This is a genomic window from Xenorhabdus griffiniae (genome assembly GCF_015163655.1).
In the GTDB taxonomy this organism is placed as follows: Bacteria; Pseudomonadota; Gammaproteobacteria; order Enterobacterales; family Enterobacteriaceae; genus Xenorhabdus; species Xenorhabdus griffiniae.
This window is the reverse complement of record NZ_JADEUF010000038.1, coordinates 17,158-32,364: the sequence shown is the minus strand read 5'-3', so window position 1 is coordinate 32,364 and position 15,207 is coordinate 17,158. Positions and strand designations below refer to the sequence as shown.

The following is a 15,207-nucleotide window of genomic DNA, read 5'->3' as shown; positions in this document are numbered from 1 at the left end:
AAGCTGCTTTCTCACACATTGGGTATTTTTGCCAACTTTAAACAAGGTAAAAAACAACGCGACTGGCTTCAACAAACGCTCGTTATTGGGTGTTAAAGTTGAGCATCGCGTTATAAAAGATATTTTTTAACCAGTTCAGAGTGAAATTAAAATAAATCGGATTGTCTTGGAATAATATTGCTTTCTTCTCCCTTCTTTCTCAAACTTCTTAGTTTTCTCTGATGACATAACCGCAATATTTCTCTTTTTTCACTATCCGATAATTTCATCCATATAAACCGCTCTTCCCTGCTACGATAACATCCCTGGCAAAAACCACGGGGATCAGATTCACAAACTCCCCGACAAGGGTTTGGAATAGCAAAAAATTCTAATTGTTCAGCCATCTCATCCCCCTGCATCCAAACTTATCAAGCATTCCCACAATAAGGCCATTTATTGATCAGTATAAACTTCACCCATGTCATTTCAAAATAAAATGGTCAACCTATACGCGTAACCTTTCAAGTTGCTCATTATAAGACAACATAATTCATTGTTTTTACCCGCTTCGCGGGGAGAAACAATATGCATCTTGAAGTGAGATGGGTATAAAGGTAAATAACCGGATAATTTGAATTATTTGATCTATACACGGTATAGTTAACCCATCATATGCAGATATGTGAGCCACGTTTCTGAACGTTATTTTTCGTAATAAAGTTATAAAGATCAAGAGGTAATCATGCGTTTACTCCACACTATGATCCGTGTTGGCAATATGCAGCGCTCGATTGATTTCTATACTCAGGTAATGGGTATGCGTTTACTCCGCACCAGCGAAAACCCAGAGTATAAGTATTCTCTCGCGTTTGTTGGTTATACCGATGAAAGTCAAGGCGCAGTTATTGAGCTAACTTATAATTGGGATGTTGAAAACTATGAAATGGGAACCGCATTTGGACATATCGCCTTAGGTGTTGATGATGTTGCGGCAACCTGTGAACGCATCAAACTTGCTGGAGGGAAAGTAGTTCGCGAAGCAGGGCCAGTTAAAGGTGGAACAACTGTCATTGCATTCGTTGAAGATCCCGATGGTTATAAGATTGAACTCATCGAAAATGCAAGTGCCAGCAATGCATTAGGCAACTAACGCTATTTCTCACTATTACGTTATAGTGAGAAATTATTTAACTAGCTAAATAAGGGCATCTTGCCCTTTATCCCCCACCGCATAAGCATTACTTCTGCAAGACACACCAAATTTTGTCATAATACTCACTATTCCAAAGTTAAAAAATAGAATCCTGAAGCTAAGAACTGAAAATCAGATGTCTAATCAAAATATGCTAAGTGGGCGCTTTCGTGGCTACTATCCCGTTGTTATTGATGTCGAAACCGCTGGTTTTAATGCGCGTACAGACGCTTTACTTGAAATTGCTGCAACTACTTTAAAAATGGATGAAGATGGTTGGCTAACACCGGCCAATACGCTGCATTTTCATATCGAGCCTTTTGAAGGGGCTAATCTTGATCCTGCCGCTCTCGCTTTCACTGGCATTGATCCTACAAACCCCTTGCGAGGAGCTGTCAGTGAATATACTGCCTTGCACGCAATTTTTAAAATGATCCGCAAAGGTATGAAAGACACAAATTGTAACCGTGCAATTATCGTCGCTCATAATGCCAATTTTGATCATAGCTTTGTCATGGCCGCTGCTGAACGTGCTAGTTTGAAACGCAATCCATTCCATCCGTTCGCGACTTTTGATACCGCTGCACTCAGTGGCTTGGTTCTTGGTCAGACAATTCTTGCCAAAGCCTGCATCACAGCGGAAATTCCGTTTGACAGCAATCAGGCCCATAGCGCTCTTTATGATACTGATCGAACCGCCCTACTTTTCTGCGAGCTGGTTAATCGCTGGAAGCGGCTAGGTGGTTGGCCACTACCATCTACTGATAACGCTAACTGCGAATCCTAAAAAAGTAAGCCCCATACTTTAATCGGTATGGGGCTATGAAAAGTAACCATTATTCAGATGAATGACTGGCCTTATTCCTGCTCACGATATTTATCGGCAGTCTCTTTGATCAGTGTTTGTAGTTCACCGCGTTGATACATCTCAACAAGAATGTCACAACCTCCCACCAACTCACCATCAACCCAAAGTTGAGGAAAAGTCGGCCAATTTGCGTATTTAGGTAATTGAGCACGGATATCTGGATTTTGCAAAATATCCACATAAGCAAAACGTTCACCACAAGCTGATAAAGCCTGAACTGCCTGTGCAGAGAAGCCACAGCTTGGCAATTTCGGTGAACCTTTCATGTACAACAGAATTGGGTTTTCTCTGATCTGGCGTTCGATTTTTTCAATGACTGCATCAGCCGTTGTATCAGTAACCGTATTAGTGTTTGTATTAATATTAGTCATTTTTGCTTCCTTAAAAACTGCACGTGCTATTTATCAGCATAAGATAAAGATTGATTCAGAATACCACTTTCTACGCTAATTTTTCTACCGTGAACTTTATATGGCAAATTTTTGCCATGACTTGCCACAAATGATCATTAGATATTTTCATTCCAACTGACTGTATCCAATACATGTTAAGTTCAGTTCTGCACCAGTTCGCAGCTTTATAGCATCTTTTTCCCTGTTATTTAGCAGAAAAGTTGTTAAGATAATTATCAAAATAGTAACACGATAATAAGCTTAAATTTGCCCTGTTCCATGGTGAGTGTCTAAGCCATGGTTTGCAGAGCCAAAAACCCGATATTAAAAAGGAGCATGCAATGTCTTTTGAATTACCAGCATTACCTTATGCCAAAGATGCCCTGGAACCACACATTTCTGCAGAAACTCTGGAATATCACTACGGCAAACATCACAATGCTTATGTTGTAAACCTGAATAATCTGATTAAAGATACTGAATTTGCCGGAAAATCACTGGAAGAGATCATCAAAACATCTGAAGGTGGCATCTTCAATAACGCAGCACAAGTTTGGAACCATACTTTCTACTGGCACAGCCTGTCACCAAATGGTGGTGGCGAACCCACCGGAAAAGTGGCAGATGCTATCAGTCATGCTTTCGGCTCTTTTGCTGAATTTAAACAGCAATTCACTGATGCAGCTCTGAAAAACTTTGGTTCTGGTTGGACTTGGTTAGTCAAGAAAGCTGATGGTACTCTGGCTATCGTTAACACTTCTAATGCAGCAACGCCATTGACTGGCGAAGATAAGCCAGTGCTGACTGTTGATGTTTGGGAGCACGCATATTATATCGATTACCGCAATGCTCGCCCTCAATATTTGGAGCACTTCTGGGCTCTGGTCAACTGGAACTTTGTTGAAGAAAACTTAGCTTAATAAGATTAATTCTTATACTAGTTTGAAATAATAAGGGCGGGCTTTTCCTTTATTTGCGGTATTGCGCATGTTGGAAAACCCGCCCTTAAGATAAGTGGGGCTACAAATTCTTTTAGACCTTGATCAGATCAGGCAGAGGCTCCCCAGAAAAACAATCATGATTAATGCACTACTGGCGGCCAATAATCCCAATTTCAGATCTGTATCCATAGAACATCCTCAATGTGAAAATTAAGACACCTCAACATCCTAAATTTTAAGCGGTTATTTGCCATACTATCTAAAAATCATACCGCAAGATTTAATCCATACTCTTTATAGCATCGATTATTACTTTCACTTTTGAGCTAGATCAGACAAAATTCAAGGTTTACCGCTAAATTATTGCCAACCATCACCCTGTATACAAATATATTGGTAAACGATTAACAAATAGCTATACCCGAAAAGAAAGATAAAGGGTATATAAATTAGACCAGAAGGTCAGGAGTCCTTTTTTCATGGCAACGATTAAAGATGTGGCCAAACGCGCTGGTGTTTCGACTACAACCGTATCCCATGTTATCAATAAAACCCGTTTCGTCGCCGAAGATACAAAGGCCGCAGTTTGGGCCGCTATTAAAGAATTGAACTATTCTCCCAGTGCGGTTGCCCGTAGCTTAAAAGTTAACCACACCAAATCCATTGGGTTGCTGGCAACATCAAGTGAAGCACCATACTTTGCTGAGATCATAGAATCAGTTGAAAATAGCTGCTATAGCAAAGGTTATACCCTGATTTTATGTAATTCTCATAACAACCTTGATAAACAGAAAGCATATCTCGCGATGCTCGCACAAAAACGAGTAGATGGTTTACTGGTAATGTGTTCAGAATACCCTGAGCAACTTTTGAGTATGTTGGAAGGTTATCGTAATATTCCTATGGTGGTTATGGATTGGGGAGAATCCAGAGGCGATTTTACCGATGCAATTATTGATAATGCCTTTCATGGTGGTTACCTAGCTGGCCGTTATCTCATTGAACGTGGTCATCGTGATATTGCATCTATTCCTGGACCATTGGCAAGAAATACGGGAGGGGGCCGCCACCAAGGTTTTCTTAAGGCACTAAAAGAAGCCAATATCGCTATTCGGGATGAGTGGATTGTACAAGGTGATTTTGAACCTGAGTCCGGTTACCAAGCCATGTATAAGATCCTGAATCAAAAACATCGTCCAACTGCTGTTTTCTGTGGTGGAGATGTCATGGCTATGGGAGCGATCTGTGCAGCTGATGAGTTGGGTTTGCGTGTTCCGCAAGATATTTCAATCATCGGTTATGATAATATTCGTAATGCCCGCTATTTTACGCCAGCATTGACAACCATTCACCAACCCAAAGAGCGTTTAGGACAAATGGCCTTTTCAATGTTACTGGACAGGATAGTCAATAAACGTGAGGATGCACAAACTATCGAAGTCCACCCACGCCTTGTTGAACGGCGCTCTGTTGCAGATGGACCTTTTATCGATTATCGCCGCTGACAGTTAATTTTCTTGCAGCCATTCGGCATTAAGCGTTTCGCTATCCCCCAGATAATCAAGTAACCAGCTTAATGCCGGTGAATGGCTTTTTTGCGACCATGTCAAGCAGCATGGGCTGTCAGGCAATGGTTGTTCAAGTTCAAGTGTCATCAATTTGCCTTTACGGATCAGCGGTTGCGCACGGTGCTTAGGCACCATGCCTACACACAATCCATCCATTAAGCAACTTAATCCAATATCCCAATCAGGCACAATCAATCGCCGCTGATTATCCAAAGCCCATGTATCACGTTTAGGTAAGCTGCGCGCTGTGTCTTCAAGACATAAACTGGGATAAGGTCGCATTTGGTCATCATTCAATTTTCCCGATATTACTGCCAGTTCGTGTTCTGGACTGGCTACACACAGCCAAGGCATGAACCCCATATCCCTGAAGCTATATCGCTCACCAACAGGGGAAGCACGTGTCGCTCCGATGGCGACATCCACTCGGCCATCCACCAGAGCATCCCATACGCCATTGAAAACTTCAGGATAGATAAGTAACTCAATATCTGGGAAATGGCGATAAAAATCCAAAATTAGCCGAAGCGTTCGCTCTGGTTTTACAACCTGATCAACCGCAATACTAAATTGCCCTCGCCAACCATTAGCAACCTGTTGGCACTGATGCCGAGTGTGATTCATTTTTTTGATAACAGAACGCGCTTCTTTGATAAAAATTGCTCCCGCTTCCGTTAAATCGACATCACGGTGACGACGTTCAAACAGAGGAACTGCCAGCCATTCTTCAAGCTGTTTTACCGTATAGCTGATAGCAGAAGGCACACGATGAAGTTCTGATGCAGCCGCGCTGAAACTTCCTGTTCTGGCAACAGCATCAACAACTTCCAGAGAGTATTCAGACCACATATATCTTCCTTTCAATTTTTTTCACAGCATGGTGCAAATATTACCGTTTCACAAGTAAAAATCATGCTATATAAAATAAGCCAACTATTTCCTTATCCACGACAAAATCTAACTACTAACACAATGACAACAAATAAAAACACCATTCCATTTATGTCTTATCTCGCTGGCTTAAGCATGTTAGGCTATTTGGCCATTGATATGTATCTGCCCGCTTTTGATGTAATGAAAGCAGAATTAGGTACATCAACTAATGCTATCAGTGCAAGCCTTAGCATTTTTCTTGCCGGATTTGCTTTTGCACAACTTTTATGGGGTCAATTGTCTGACCGTTTAGGCAGAAAACCTGTTCTTATTATCGGCCTGTCCCTGTTTTCCATTAGTTGTTTAGGTATGCTTTGGATAACAAATCCGATCCAATTACTGGTATTGAGATTTATGCAGGCTGTGGGCGTGTGTTCCGCTGCGGTAACCTGGCAAGCTTTGGTCGTCGACAGATATGATGCAGAGCGTACCAAACGTGTTTTTGCCATGATCATGCCTTTGGTTGCCCTTTCTCCTGCACTTGCTCCTTTGTTGGGGGCATGGTTATTGACGCATAGTGGCTGGAGAGTCATTTTCCTTATTTTAATGATCGTAACGATATTGCTGTTAATACCAACATTTTTCCTGACTAATAAACGTACTAATATTGAAACCCACGCTGATAAAAAAGCGGTTTCTTTCTTTACGTTATTAACTTCTCCAGTTTTTAACGGAAATGTATTGATCTATGCATCTTGCAGTGCCGGTTTTTTTGCCTGGCTAACGGGTTCACCAACCATTCTGAAAGATATGGGTTATGATCCTACCGATATTGGTTTAAGTTATATTCCTCAAACTCTGGCATTTATGATTGGCGGGTATGGTTGCCGTATCTTACTGGAAAAAGTAAAAAGTGAAACAGTATTCCCATTTTTATTGGTAGGTTATGCTGTAAGCATGATCACTATTTATTTGATCTCCATATTAAGTCAACCTTCATTTATCGCCATTCTTATTCCTTTTTGTGTAATGGCAGCAATGAATGGCGCATCCTATCCAATTGCAGTAGCAAATGCTTTGTCTATTTATCCACAAGATAGTGGTAAAGCGGCTGCATTACAAAATGCCCTGCAATTGGGCCTCTGTTTTGTCGCAAGTATGCTCGTCTCTGTATTCATGGAATACCCTCTTTTATCGACGACAACAATAATGGCGCTTACGGTTGTGCCAATGGCTGCCGGTTATTGGCTGCAAAAACAAGGTGTTGAAAAAAGCCATCAAGCATAAATAAGATAGTTTTCCAAAAAAATAATAGTTAAGAACATTATTATCTAAAGGTTACGCCACTATGTGACCTTTAGATGATTGTCTAAATATCATTTCACTCATATACTCATACGGATTCATTATTCTAAAAACTCGGGATTTGAGGTCCTTCAGAGAGCATTGACGCTCTATTTAATTTCAGGATGAATAGGCAATATGTGCTTTTCAATACAATTTCTATATTATTTTCCAATAAACCCTCGAGGTTTTATATAATAAAAATCAGCTACAAAGTGACACCTCAAAATTCCATCACACCAATGTTGGAGAGTATATGAGTTCGTCTTTCGTTGAAGGTAAAAAAACAATCACTGATCCTTGGCATAGGATCGCCCATGAATTGCTTCAGGAAATTGATATTGATATCAATGGCAAGCGCCCTTTCGACATACGTATTAAAAATCCTGATTTCTATAAGCGCGTATTGAAAGATGGCTCGTTGGGGCTGGGTGAGAGTTATATGGATGGCTGGTGGGAATGTGATCGCCTTGATATTTTCTTTTACAAAGTATTGCGGGCAGGTTTAGAACATCGTATTCCTAAAAATATCAAGGATATCTTCAAGATAATTATCTCTCGTATATTTAATTTACAATCTCCCAAACGTGCCTGGATTGTAGGTAAGGAACATTATAATTTAGGTAATGACCTGTTTATTCGGATGCTTGATCCTCACATGCAATATTCTTGCGGTTATTGGAAAGATGCCAACACACTGGAAGAAGCACAATCCCATAAGCTACGCCTGATTTGCGAAAAACTACAACTGTCTCCAGGCATGACTGTATTGGATATCGGTTGTGGATGGGGAGGTTTGGCCGCCTATGCAGCAGAAAACTATGGTGTATCTGTCACAGGGGTAACGATTTCAGCCGAGCAACAGAAGTATGCACAGGAACGCTGCAAGGACCTAAATGTAGAAATTATCCTTGAAGATTACCGAAACCTTAATTTGCAATTTGATCGCGTTGTATCTGTCGGCATGTTTGAACATGTGGGCCCTAAAAATTATGATAATTATTTCAGTATTGTGAAAAAGAACTTAAAACCTGATGGTCTGTTCCTTCTTCATACCATCGGTTCCAATATTGATAAATCAGGTTCCGATGCATGGATCAGCAAGTATATTTTTCCCAACGGCTGCTTACCATCAATTGCCAAAATTGCCAAAACAACCACCGGAAAATTTGTTATGGAAGATTGGCATAATTTTGGTGCTGATTATGACCGGACATTGATGGCATGGTATGAGCGATTTATCGCCAGTTGGCATGAAATAGAGCATAACTATAGCCCACGTTTCAAACGGATGTTCAGTTATTACCTAAACGCCTGTGCAGGTGCATTCCGTGCAAGGGATATACAGTTATGGCAGATAGTCTTTAGTCCACGAGGCATTGAAAAAGGATTAAGAGTACCTAGATAGCTCCCCATAACGGAACGCTTGAAGCTACAGAAATCATTTTTCTGTAGCTTCCATATTCTATCGAATCTAAATAGGTTTTCATAATACTGAGAGTATCAGATGTTGGCGTTCCTTACCCTGCGCGGGGTAAGGAATACTCCTATCATTTTGAGACGCTATTTAGAAAGATTTTTTATTGTTCTTCAGTCTGTGACAATAGTTTTTCTTGTTCTTTCTGAGCCATAACCCGTTCAACGGTATCTACAATCGCTTGAGTCTGTGGATCAATTTCAATATTAACCTTCTCACCGAGACGTTTTTTACCCAATGTTGTACGTTCCAATGTTTCTGGAATTAAATGAACGCAAAAGCGATTATTGACTACATCTCCAATTGTTAGGCTAATACCGTCAATACCAACAAATCCTTTATGCAGGATATATTTCATTAACTGTTTATCGTGCATTCGAAACCATATTTCATGGTTATTTTCAGAAGTGAAGATCTTGGCAATTTCTGCTGTTGTAATGACATGACCGGACATCAAATGCCCGCCAATTTCATCACCAAATTTAGCGGCCCTTTCCAGATTAACTAAATCTCCTACCCTAAGTTCGCCAAGATTGGTCAGACGCAATGTTTCTTTCATTAAATCAAAACTGATTAAATCACCGTCTATCTTCGTTACAGTCAGACAACAACCGTTGTGGGAAACAGAAGCTCCCGTTTCAATTCCGGGTAATAATTCAGCCGGAAATTTAACAACATGGGTCCGAAAATGCATTTTTTCATCAATAGCAACTATCGGTGCTTTTCCCTGAACGATACCTGTAAACATGGGCACCTCTTTAATAATTTCATCTAGCGGATTAGTTTAACCCACTCACCACTTTTAAACAGCATTTCGTTTAAACATAACACTGTTTATACCAATCTAACTTCAAGATGCAGTTTGCAAATCAATGTGATTGTTTATATCTCCCCGCTACGCGGGAAGATATAAGACGCATCTTGAAAGGCGATTGGTACAAATACCATTTTATTTAATGCATTATTTGGGTTGAGTTTAGTTTCAATTGAGTGTGGCTTCAATCATGCTAAGTATAAACATCATGCAATGATTGGATTAATAAAATGAGTCCTATACAATATGGCTGCTTATAAGCGATATATTTTCCATTAACATCGTTTGCTCGCAAAAATATTTCTTGTTTTTCTCGTTAATTTTCAATCAAAAAAGGTGTAGTACGTGCAGAAATATTTAAATGAAGCGCGTAGTTTGCTCGCTTTAGGTATCCCTGTCGTCATCGCACAGTTTTCACAAACTGCGATGGGTTTCGTCGATACCGTCATGGCTGGTAAGGCTGGTGCTGTTGAAATGTCAGCGGTTGCTGTTGGTACATCAATCTGGCTACCAACCATTCTGTTTGGCCAAGGTTTATTACTCGCCTTGACGCCAATCGTGGCACACATGAATGGCTCCGGCCAGAGAAAAAATGTTGCAGGCCAAATTCAGCAAGGATTTTGGCTTGCAACCTTTCTCTCTATCTTAACCATCGCAATACTGTATAACAGCCGATTTATTATAGAAGCACAACATAACGTTGATCCTGTATTGGCCCAAAAAGCCACGGAATTTATCCATGCCATCATGTGGGGTGCGCCAGGTTATTTGTTTTATCAGGTTTTACGTGGTCAATGTGAAGGATTATCGAAAACCAAACCAGCAATGCTCATAGGCATTGCCGGGTTACTGGTCAATATTCCCGTTAACTATATTTTTATTTACGGTAAATTTGGTGCGCCTGCATTGGGTGGTGTCGGTTGTGGTGTTGCAACAGCAACCGTTTACTGGGTTATGTTCCTGTTGCTGCTTGCCTATGTGAAGCACGCTCCTTCCCAAAAAGATATCCACACATTCAACAAATTTGTGGGTCCTGAATGGCATACGCAAAAACGCATTACACAGCTTGGTCTGCCTATCGCTTTAGCGCTGTTTTTTGAGGTTACTCTGTTTGCTGTCGTTTCGTTGTTGGTTTCTCCACTCGGTGTTGTGGCCGTTGCAGGGCACCAGATATCACTCAACTTCAGCTCCATGATGTTTATGTTCCCGCTATCATTGGGGATAGCTGCCACCATTCGTGTTGGCTACAACCTGGGGCAACAATCAACAGAAGGTGCCAGGATATCCGCATATACGAGTATTATTGTGGGCTTAATTATTGCCTGTATGACAGCGACCTTCACGGTACTGTTTAGCAAACACATTGCGTTTATGTACAACGATAACCTTGAGGTCGTTACTCTTGCCTCCCACTTAATGCTGTTTGCTGCTATTTACCAGCTTTCCGATGCAGTTCAGGTCATTGGCTCAGGGGTATTACGTGGGTATAAAGATACCCGTTCGATTTTCTTCATCACTTTTATTGCTTATTGGCTCTTAGGGTTGCCTAGTGGCTATATTCTGGCATTGACGGATTATGTCACTCAGCCGATGGGACCACAGGGGTTCTGGATTGGGTTTATTATCGGTTTAACCGCATCAGCATTTATGATGGGTTACCGTATTTTATGGACACAAAAACAGCCCGCCCATTTTGTTCTGAAACGTTCCACTCGTTAATTCAGCACACTAAACCTACCAACACAAGGGGAAAAAGCTGCGAATTCATGCGAAAAGATGTAAATGCGAGCAGTTGAACAAGAATTTGCATTTTTCCCCTTGCCAGAAAGCTCAGTGCCCGTTAATATTCGTCCCCGTTGTCAGCCACAGACATTTAGATTGCGTCCGTAGCTCAGTTGGTTAGAGCACCACCTTGACATGGTGGGGGTCGGTGGTTCGAGTCCACTCGGACGCACCAAATATCTGGTTGACAAAAAATAGAATCTTGATGTGCGTCCGTAGCTCAGTTGGTTAGAGCACCACCTTGACATGGTGGGGGTCGGTGGTTCGAGTCCACTCGGACGCACCATATCTAATTCATCACTTCACACCTCTGTTATACCAATTAGATTTACCCAATTTTCTCATTCCACTCCCCCTCTTGTACTCATGAACCAGATTGTTGCCCAATCTACCTGTGTACTAAAAATGCAATTATATTTTATTTGCGCAACAACTCTCTGATTTCTTTAATCATGAACCATGGTTATCTCCTCTTTTCTGTATGGAAATCCTTTCAAGCGCTATTTTTTGATTCATTTCACAGAAATTAGTCTCTATAATACGCCTATGTCATAAGTTGAATGGTTTCAGCTAATTAATTTACCGAATCCAGAAAAAATTACAGATGATTAGTCGAACTAAATCCGCATATCTGCACATACCGAACTTCATGCTGAAAAACCATTTGACGCTTACTACTATTCACTTTCGATTGCTACCCGTTTTTCATTATGTTGCGCAACTTAAAACACCAGATGATGCTGGCATAAATGTTAATGGCTAGCGATTCACTCTTTTAATCCATTAAAATCAGTAGATAGATTGTCATGAAAAAAACCAAAATTGTTTGTACTATCGGGCCAAAAACAGAATCCGAAGAGAAATTGACCGAACTGCTTAATGCTGGTATGAATGTGATGCGCCTGAACTTTTCTCACGGTGACTACGAAGAGCATGGTCAGCGCATTAAAAACATTCGCTCAGTCGTAGCAAAAACGGGCAAAAAAGCCGCAATCTTACTGGATACTAAGGGGCCTGAAATCCGCACCATGAAGCTGGAAGATGGCAAGGATGTTTCCCTTACCGCGGGCCAAACTTTCACCTTTACAACAGATAAATCTGTTATTGGCAATCATGGGCGTGTCGCTGTGACTTATGTCGGTCTGCCAGAAGATCTGAAACCAGGAAACACCATATTGGTTGATGATGGTTTGATCGCCATGACAGTTAAAGCCACTAGCGCCACTGAAGTCATCTGTGAAGTATTGAATAACGGTGATTTGGGTGAAAACAAAGGCGTTAACCTGCCAAATGTTTCTATCAACCTGCCTGCACTGGCAGAAAAAGATAAACAGGATTTGATCTTCGGTTGTGAGCAAGGCGTGGATTTCGTTGCCGCATCTTTTATCCGTAAACGTTCCGATGTACTGGAAATCCGTGAACATCTGAAAGCTCATGGCGGCGAACACATCCAAATCATTTCCAAAATCGAAAACCAGGAAGGTCTGAATAACTTCGATGAAATTCTCGAAGCGTCTGACGGTATCATGGTTGCCCGTGGTGATCTGGGTGTTGAAATTCCGGTAGAAGAAGTTATCTTCGCGCAAAAAATGATGATCGAAAAATGTAATGCAGCTCGTAAGGTTGTTATTACTGCCACTCAGATGCTGGATTCAATGATCAAAAACCCACGCCCTACCCGCGCTGAAGCAGGCGACGTAGCTAACGCTATTTTAGACGGTACCGATGCGGTAATGCTTTCAGGTGAAAGTGCGAAAGGAAAATATCCTGTTGAAGCCGTTTCCATCATGGCAACAATCTGTGAGCGTACAGATCGCGTTATGGGCAGCAAAATTGAACATACCAGAACTCAGAAACTGCGCGTTACCGAAGCAGTATGCCGTGGCGCGGTTGAAATCGCAGAAAAATTGGAAGCTCCATTAATTGTCGTGGCAACATATGGTGGTAAGTCTGCAAGATCTATCCGCAAATATTTCCCTAATGCCTCAATCCTTGCGTTGACAACGAATGAAATCACGGCTCGTCAATTGCTGTTAGTCAAAGGTGTTTCCACTCAGATTGTCAAAGAAATCGCTTCTACCGATGATTTTTATCGTATTGGTAAAGAAGCGGCATTGGCAAGTGGTATGGCACACAAAGGGGATACCGTTGTCATGGTTTCCGGTGCATTAGTGCCAAGCGGCACCACAAACACGTCCTCTGTTCACGTGCTATAAGCTAAACAACAGCGCTGTCTAAACTTGGGCAGCACTGGGATCATAAAAAAGCCCATATTTGTATTATGCAAATTGGGCTTTTTATATTTCTATACCAATCTAACTTCAAGTTTGCAGCTTGCAAATCAATGTGATTGTTGGTTTCTCTCCTCGAAGCGGGGAGAAATCAGGTTTCATAGCGTGTTGTAAATTGCAATTTGACGTTTAATGCGTATAAACGGATAAACCACACTTTGTTTATGCGGAATTTTTTTCGTAGCAAAAATTTATTCTCTTTCTAAAATAGTTTGTGCAATACTTAGATGGCTACTTGGAGATTAACTTAATCTAGAGGGTAATGTAATGAATCGTACTAAAGTTGTATTTGGTGCAGTAATTCTGGCTTCTACTCTGTTAGCGGGTTGCTCAAGCGCAACTAAAGTTGAACAACTCGCCTCTCAGGTTCAAACTCTCGGTTCTAAAGTTGACCAGTTGAGCAGTGATCTTAGTTCTATTCGTTCTGATGTACAATCAGCCAGAGACGAAGCTGCTCGTGCTAATCAGCGCCTTGATAACCAAGTTCGTTCATACAAGAAATAATCTTTATAGTAGGTAAAATTGTTGATAACAAATGGCGTACAATGGTACGCCATTTCTATTTCTTCTGCTTATCCCCTATCTTTCCCAATTTCTTAGGCGTCAGGTTGATAGATTGGCCCTGGTTGATGTAATGGCGGTATCTTAGCTGGTTTAATTTCGGGGGCGGTATCTTCAATTGGTTTTAAAATCGCCTTTTCCACTTGGCTATTCGCAACCAGCCCTGTATTTACCTGTACTGGCATACCTGAACGACGAATAATCGCTTGATCAACAAGGAATTCATCTGTTTCACGGTGATTAATGAACTTCACTAAGCCTTCAGAACGTGGGATCGGCACTGTTTGTGGATCATCTGTCTCTTTATTAGACAATGGCTGATGAACTTCCACATAGCGCTTACCATCTGGCTCTATGGCATATTTCACCGGTTCATTAATGACCTGGACTCGCGTTCCACGTGGGACAGTCCGAAACAAATCTTCAATATCTTCAGGCCGCAAACGAATACATCCTGAACTGACACGCATACCAATGCCAAAATTCGCATTTGTACCATGGATCAGATATTCACCGCGTCCAGCCGCCAAGCGTAAGGCAAAATCCCCCATTGGATTATCTGGGCCAGCGGGAATGACAGCAGGCAAAATAATTCCCCGACTAGCGTAATCCTTGCGAATATTAACGGTTGGTGTCCATGTCGGGTTTTTAATTAATTGGCTGACTGACGTTGTCATAATCGGCGTGTTACGCCCAAGTTGGCCTATTCCAATAGGATACACAACGACATAATTTTTTCCCTCAGGGAAGTAATAGAGCCTAAGTTCGGCCAAATTGATAATAATTCCCTTGCGGGGAGTGTCCGGCAATAGCATCTGTGATGGAATAATTAACTCAGTGCCAGGTTTAGGTAAATAGGGATCGACACCAGGATTTGCTTCCAACATCGCCAATAATCCTATTTGGTATTTGGCGGCAATGGATTCTAACGGACGCCCGTCATCGGGCACAATATGGGTAGAATTTTCGCCAATCAGGTGGCTATTGGCAGGAGGCAATGGATACTCGATAGCATGGGCGATATGAATCAATCCACTTAACGACAACATGCCAATCAAGAACATGCCGATAACAGTTAAAAATCGCTTCATACGTGCTTCCTGAAAATGATACTTGAGTGTT

General features: G+C 41.4%; 14 protein-coding genes, 2 tRNA genes and 1 pseudogene. 12 read left to right on the top strand and 5 right to left on the bottom strand.

Annotation, left to right across the window (positions count from 1 at the left end; all coding sequences use genetic code 11):
• Positions 1-96: pseudogene (locus tag IQ211_RS20095) on the top strand (IS982 family transposase); the annotation flags it as partial.
• A gap of 50 nt (positions 97-146) precedes the next feature.
• Here IQ211_RS20095 and IQ211_RS08275 read toward each other — a convergent pair.
• Complete coding sequence (locus IQ211_RS08275; RefSeq protein WP_189760904.1) at positions 147-386, bottom strand: DUF1289 domain-containing protein; 240 nt, start codon at positions 384-386, stop codon at positions 147-149.
• 338 nt (positions 387-724) lie between these two features.
• Here IQ211_RS08275 and gloA point away from each other — a divergent pair, with 338 nt between their 5' ends.
• A complete protein-coding gene (gloA, locus tag IQ211_RS08270) occupies positions 725-1,132 on the top strand; it encodes a lactoylglutathione lyase (protein ID WP_189760905.1) in 408 nt (135 codons plus the stop codon).
• Between the two features lie 178 nt (positions 1,133-1,310).
• Positions 1,311-1,961 carry a ribonuclease T gene (rnt, locus tag IQ211_RS08265; RefSeq protein ID WP_189760906.1) on the top strand — a complete coding sequence of 217 codons (651 nt, stop codon included), beginning with the start codon at positions 1,311-1,313 and terminating at the stop codon, positions 1,959-1,961.
• Positions 1,962-2,032: 71 nt separating this feature from the next.
• On the opposite strand, the gene IQ211_RS08260 is transcribed toward rnt, so the two are convergent.
• Positions 2,033-2,413, bottom strand: a complete 381-nt coding sequence (locus tag IQ211_RS08260; RefSeq protein WP_189760907.1) for a Grx4 family monothiol glutaredoxin — start codon at positions 2,411-2,413, stop codon at positions 2,033-2,035.
• 362 nt (positions 2,414-2,775) lie between these two features.
• Between IQ211_RS08260 and sodB the strand changes: the two genes are divergently transcribed.
• Both sodB and purR read left to right on the top strand, forming a co-directional pair.
• Positions 2,776-3,354 carry a superoxide dismutase [Fe] gene (gene sodB, locus IQ211_RS08255; RefSeq protein ID WP_189760908.1) on the top strand — a complete coding sequence of 193 codons (579 nt, stop codon included), beginning with the start codon at positions 2,776-2,778 and terminating at the stop codon, positions 3,352-3,354.
• A gap of 500 nt (positions 3,355-3,854) precedes the next feature.
• Positions 3,855-4,880: an HTH-type transcriptional repressor PurR gene (purR, locus tag IQ211_RS08250; RefSeq protein WP_189760909.1), complete on the top strand. Its 1,026-nt coding sequence runs from the start codon at positions 3,855-3,857 to the stop codon at positions 4,878-4,880.
• Between the two features lie 3 nt (positions 4,881-4,883).
• Here the strand turns inward: purR and punR are convergent, their stop codons facing one another.
• Positions 4,884-5,792: a DNA-binding transcriptional activator PunR gene (punR, locus tag IQ211_RS08245; RefSeq protein WP_189760910.1), complete on the bottom strand. Its 909-nt coding sequence runs from the start codon at positions 5,790-5,792 to the stop codon at positions 4,884-4,886.
• Between the two features lie 123 nt (positions 5,793-5,915).
• Between punR and punC the strand changes: the two genes are divergently transcribed.
• Together punC and cfa are read left to right on the top strand one after the other, a co-directional pair.
• A complete protein-coding gene (gene punC / locus IQ211_RS08240; RefSeq protein ID WP_189760914.1) occupies positions 5,916-7,103 on the top strand; it encodes a purine nucleoside transporter PunC in 1,188 nt (395 codons plus the stop codon).
• Positions 7,104-7,416: 313 nt separating this feature from the next.
• The gene (cfa, locus tag IQ211_RS08235; RefSeq protein ID WP_189760911.1) at positions 7,417-8,568 is read left to right on the top strand and encodes a cyclopropane fatty acyl phospholipid synthase; all 1,152 of its coding nucleotides are present in this window, start codon (positions 7,417-7,419) and stop codon (positions 8,566-8,568) included.
• A 172-nt stretch (positions 8,569-8,740) separates the two neighbouring features.
• Here the strand turns inward: cfa and IQ211_RS08230 are convergent, their stop codons facing one another.
• Positions 8,741-9,385, bottom strand: a complete 645-nt coding sequence (locus IQ211_RS08230; protein WP_189760912.1) for a riboflavin synthase subunit alpha — start codon at positions 9,383-9,385, stop codon at positions 8,741-8,743.
• Positions 9,386-9,796: 411 nt separating this feature from the next.
• Here IQ211_RS08230 and IQ211_RS08225 point away from each other — a divergent pair, with 411 nt between their 5' ends.
• From IQ211_RS08225 to IQ211_RS08205, 5 genes are all read left to right on the top strand, one after another.
• Positions 9,797-11,170 (top strand): MATE family efflux transporter, encoded by a 1,374-nt coding sequence (locus tag IQ211_RS08225; RefSeq protein WP_189760913.1) that lies wholly within the window; start codon positions 9,797-9,799, stop codon positions 11,168-11,170.
• 161 nt (positions 11,171-11,331) lie between these two features.
• A tRNA-Val gene (locus IQ211_RS08220) sits at positions 11,332-11,408 on the top strand.
• 34 nt (positions 11,409-11,442) lie between these two features.
• A tRNA-Val gene (locus IQ211_RS08215) sits at positions 11,443-11,519 on the top strand.
• A 520-nt stretch (positions 11,520-12,039) separates the two neighbouring features.
• A complete protein-coding gene (gene pykF, locus IQ211_RS08210) occupies positions 12,040-13,449 on the top strand; it encodes a pyruvate kinase PykF (RefSeq protein WP_189760373.1) in 1,410 nt (469 codons plus the stop codon).
• A gap of 342 nt (positions 13,450-13,791) precedes the next feature.
• Positions 13,792-14,028, top strand: a complete 237-nt coding sequence (locus IQ211_RS08205; protein WP_047770169.1) for a major outer membrane lipoprotein — start codon at positions 13,792-13,794, stop codon at positions 14,026-14,028.
• A 92-nt stretch (positions 14,029-14,120) separates the two neighbouring features.
• On the opposite strand, the gene IQ211_RS08200 is transcribed toward IQ211_RS08205, so the two are convergent.
• Positions 14,121-15,176, bottom strand: a complete 1,056-nt coding sequence (locus IQ211_RS08200; RefSeq protein WP_189760374.1) for a L,D-transpeptidase family protein — start codon at positions 15,174-15,176, stop codon at positions 14,121-14,123.
• Positions 15,177-15,207 lie beyond the last annotated feature (31 nt).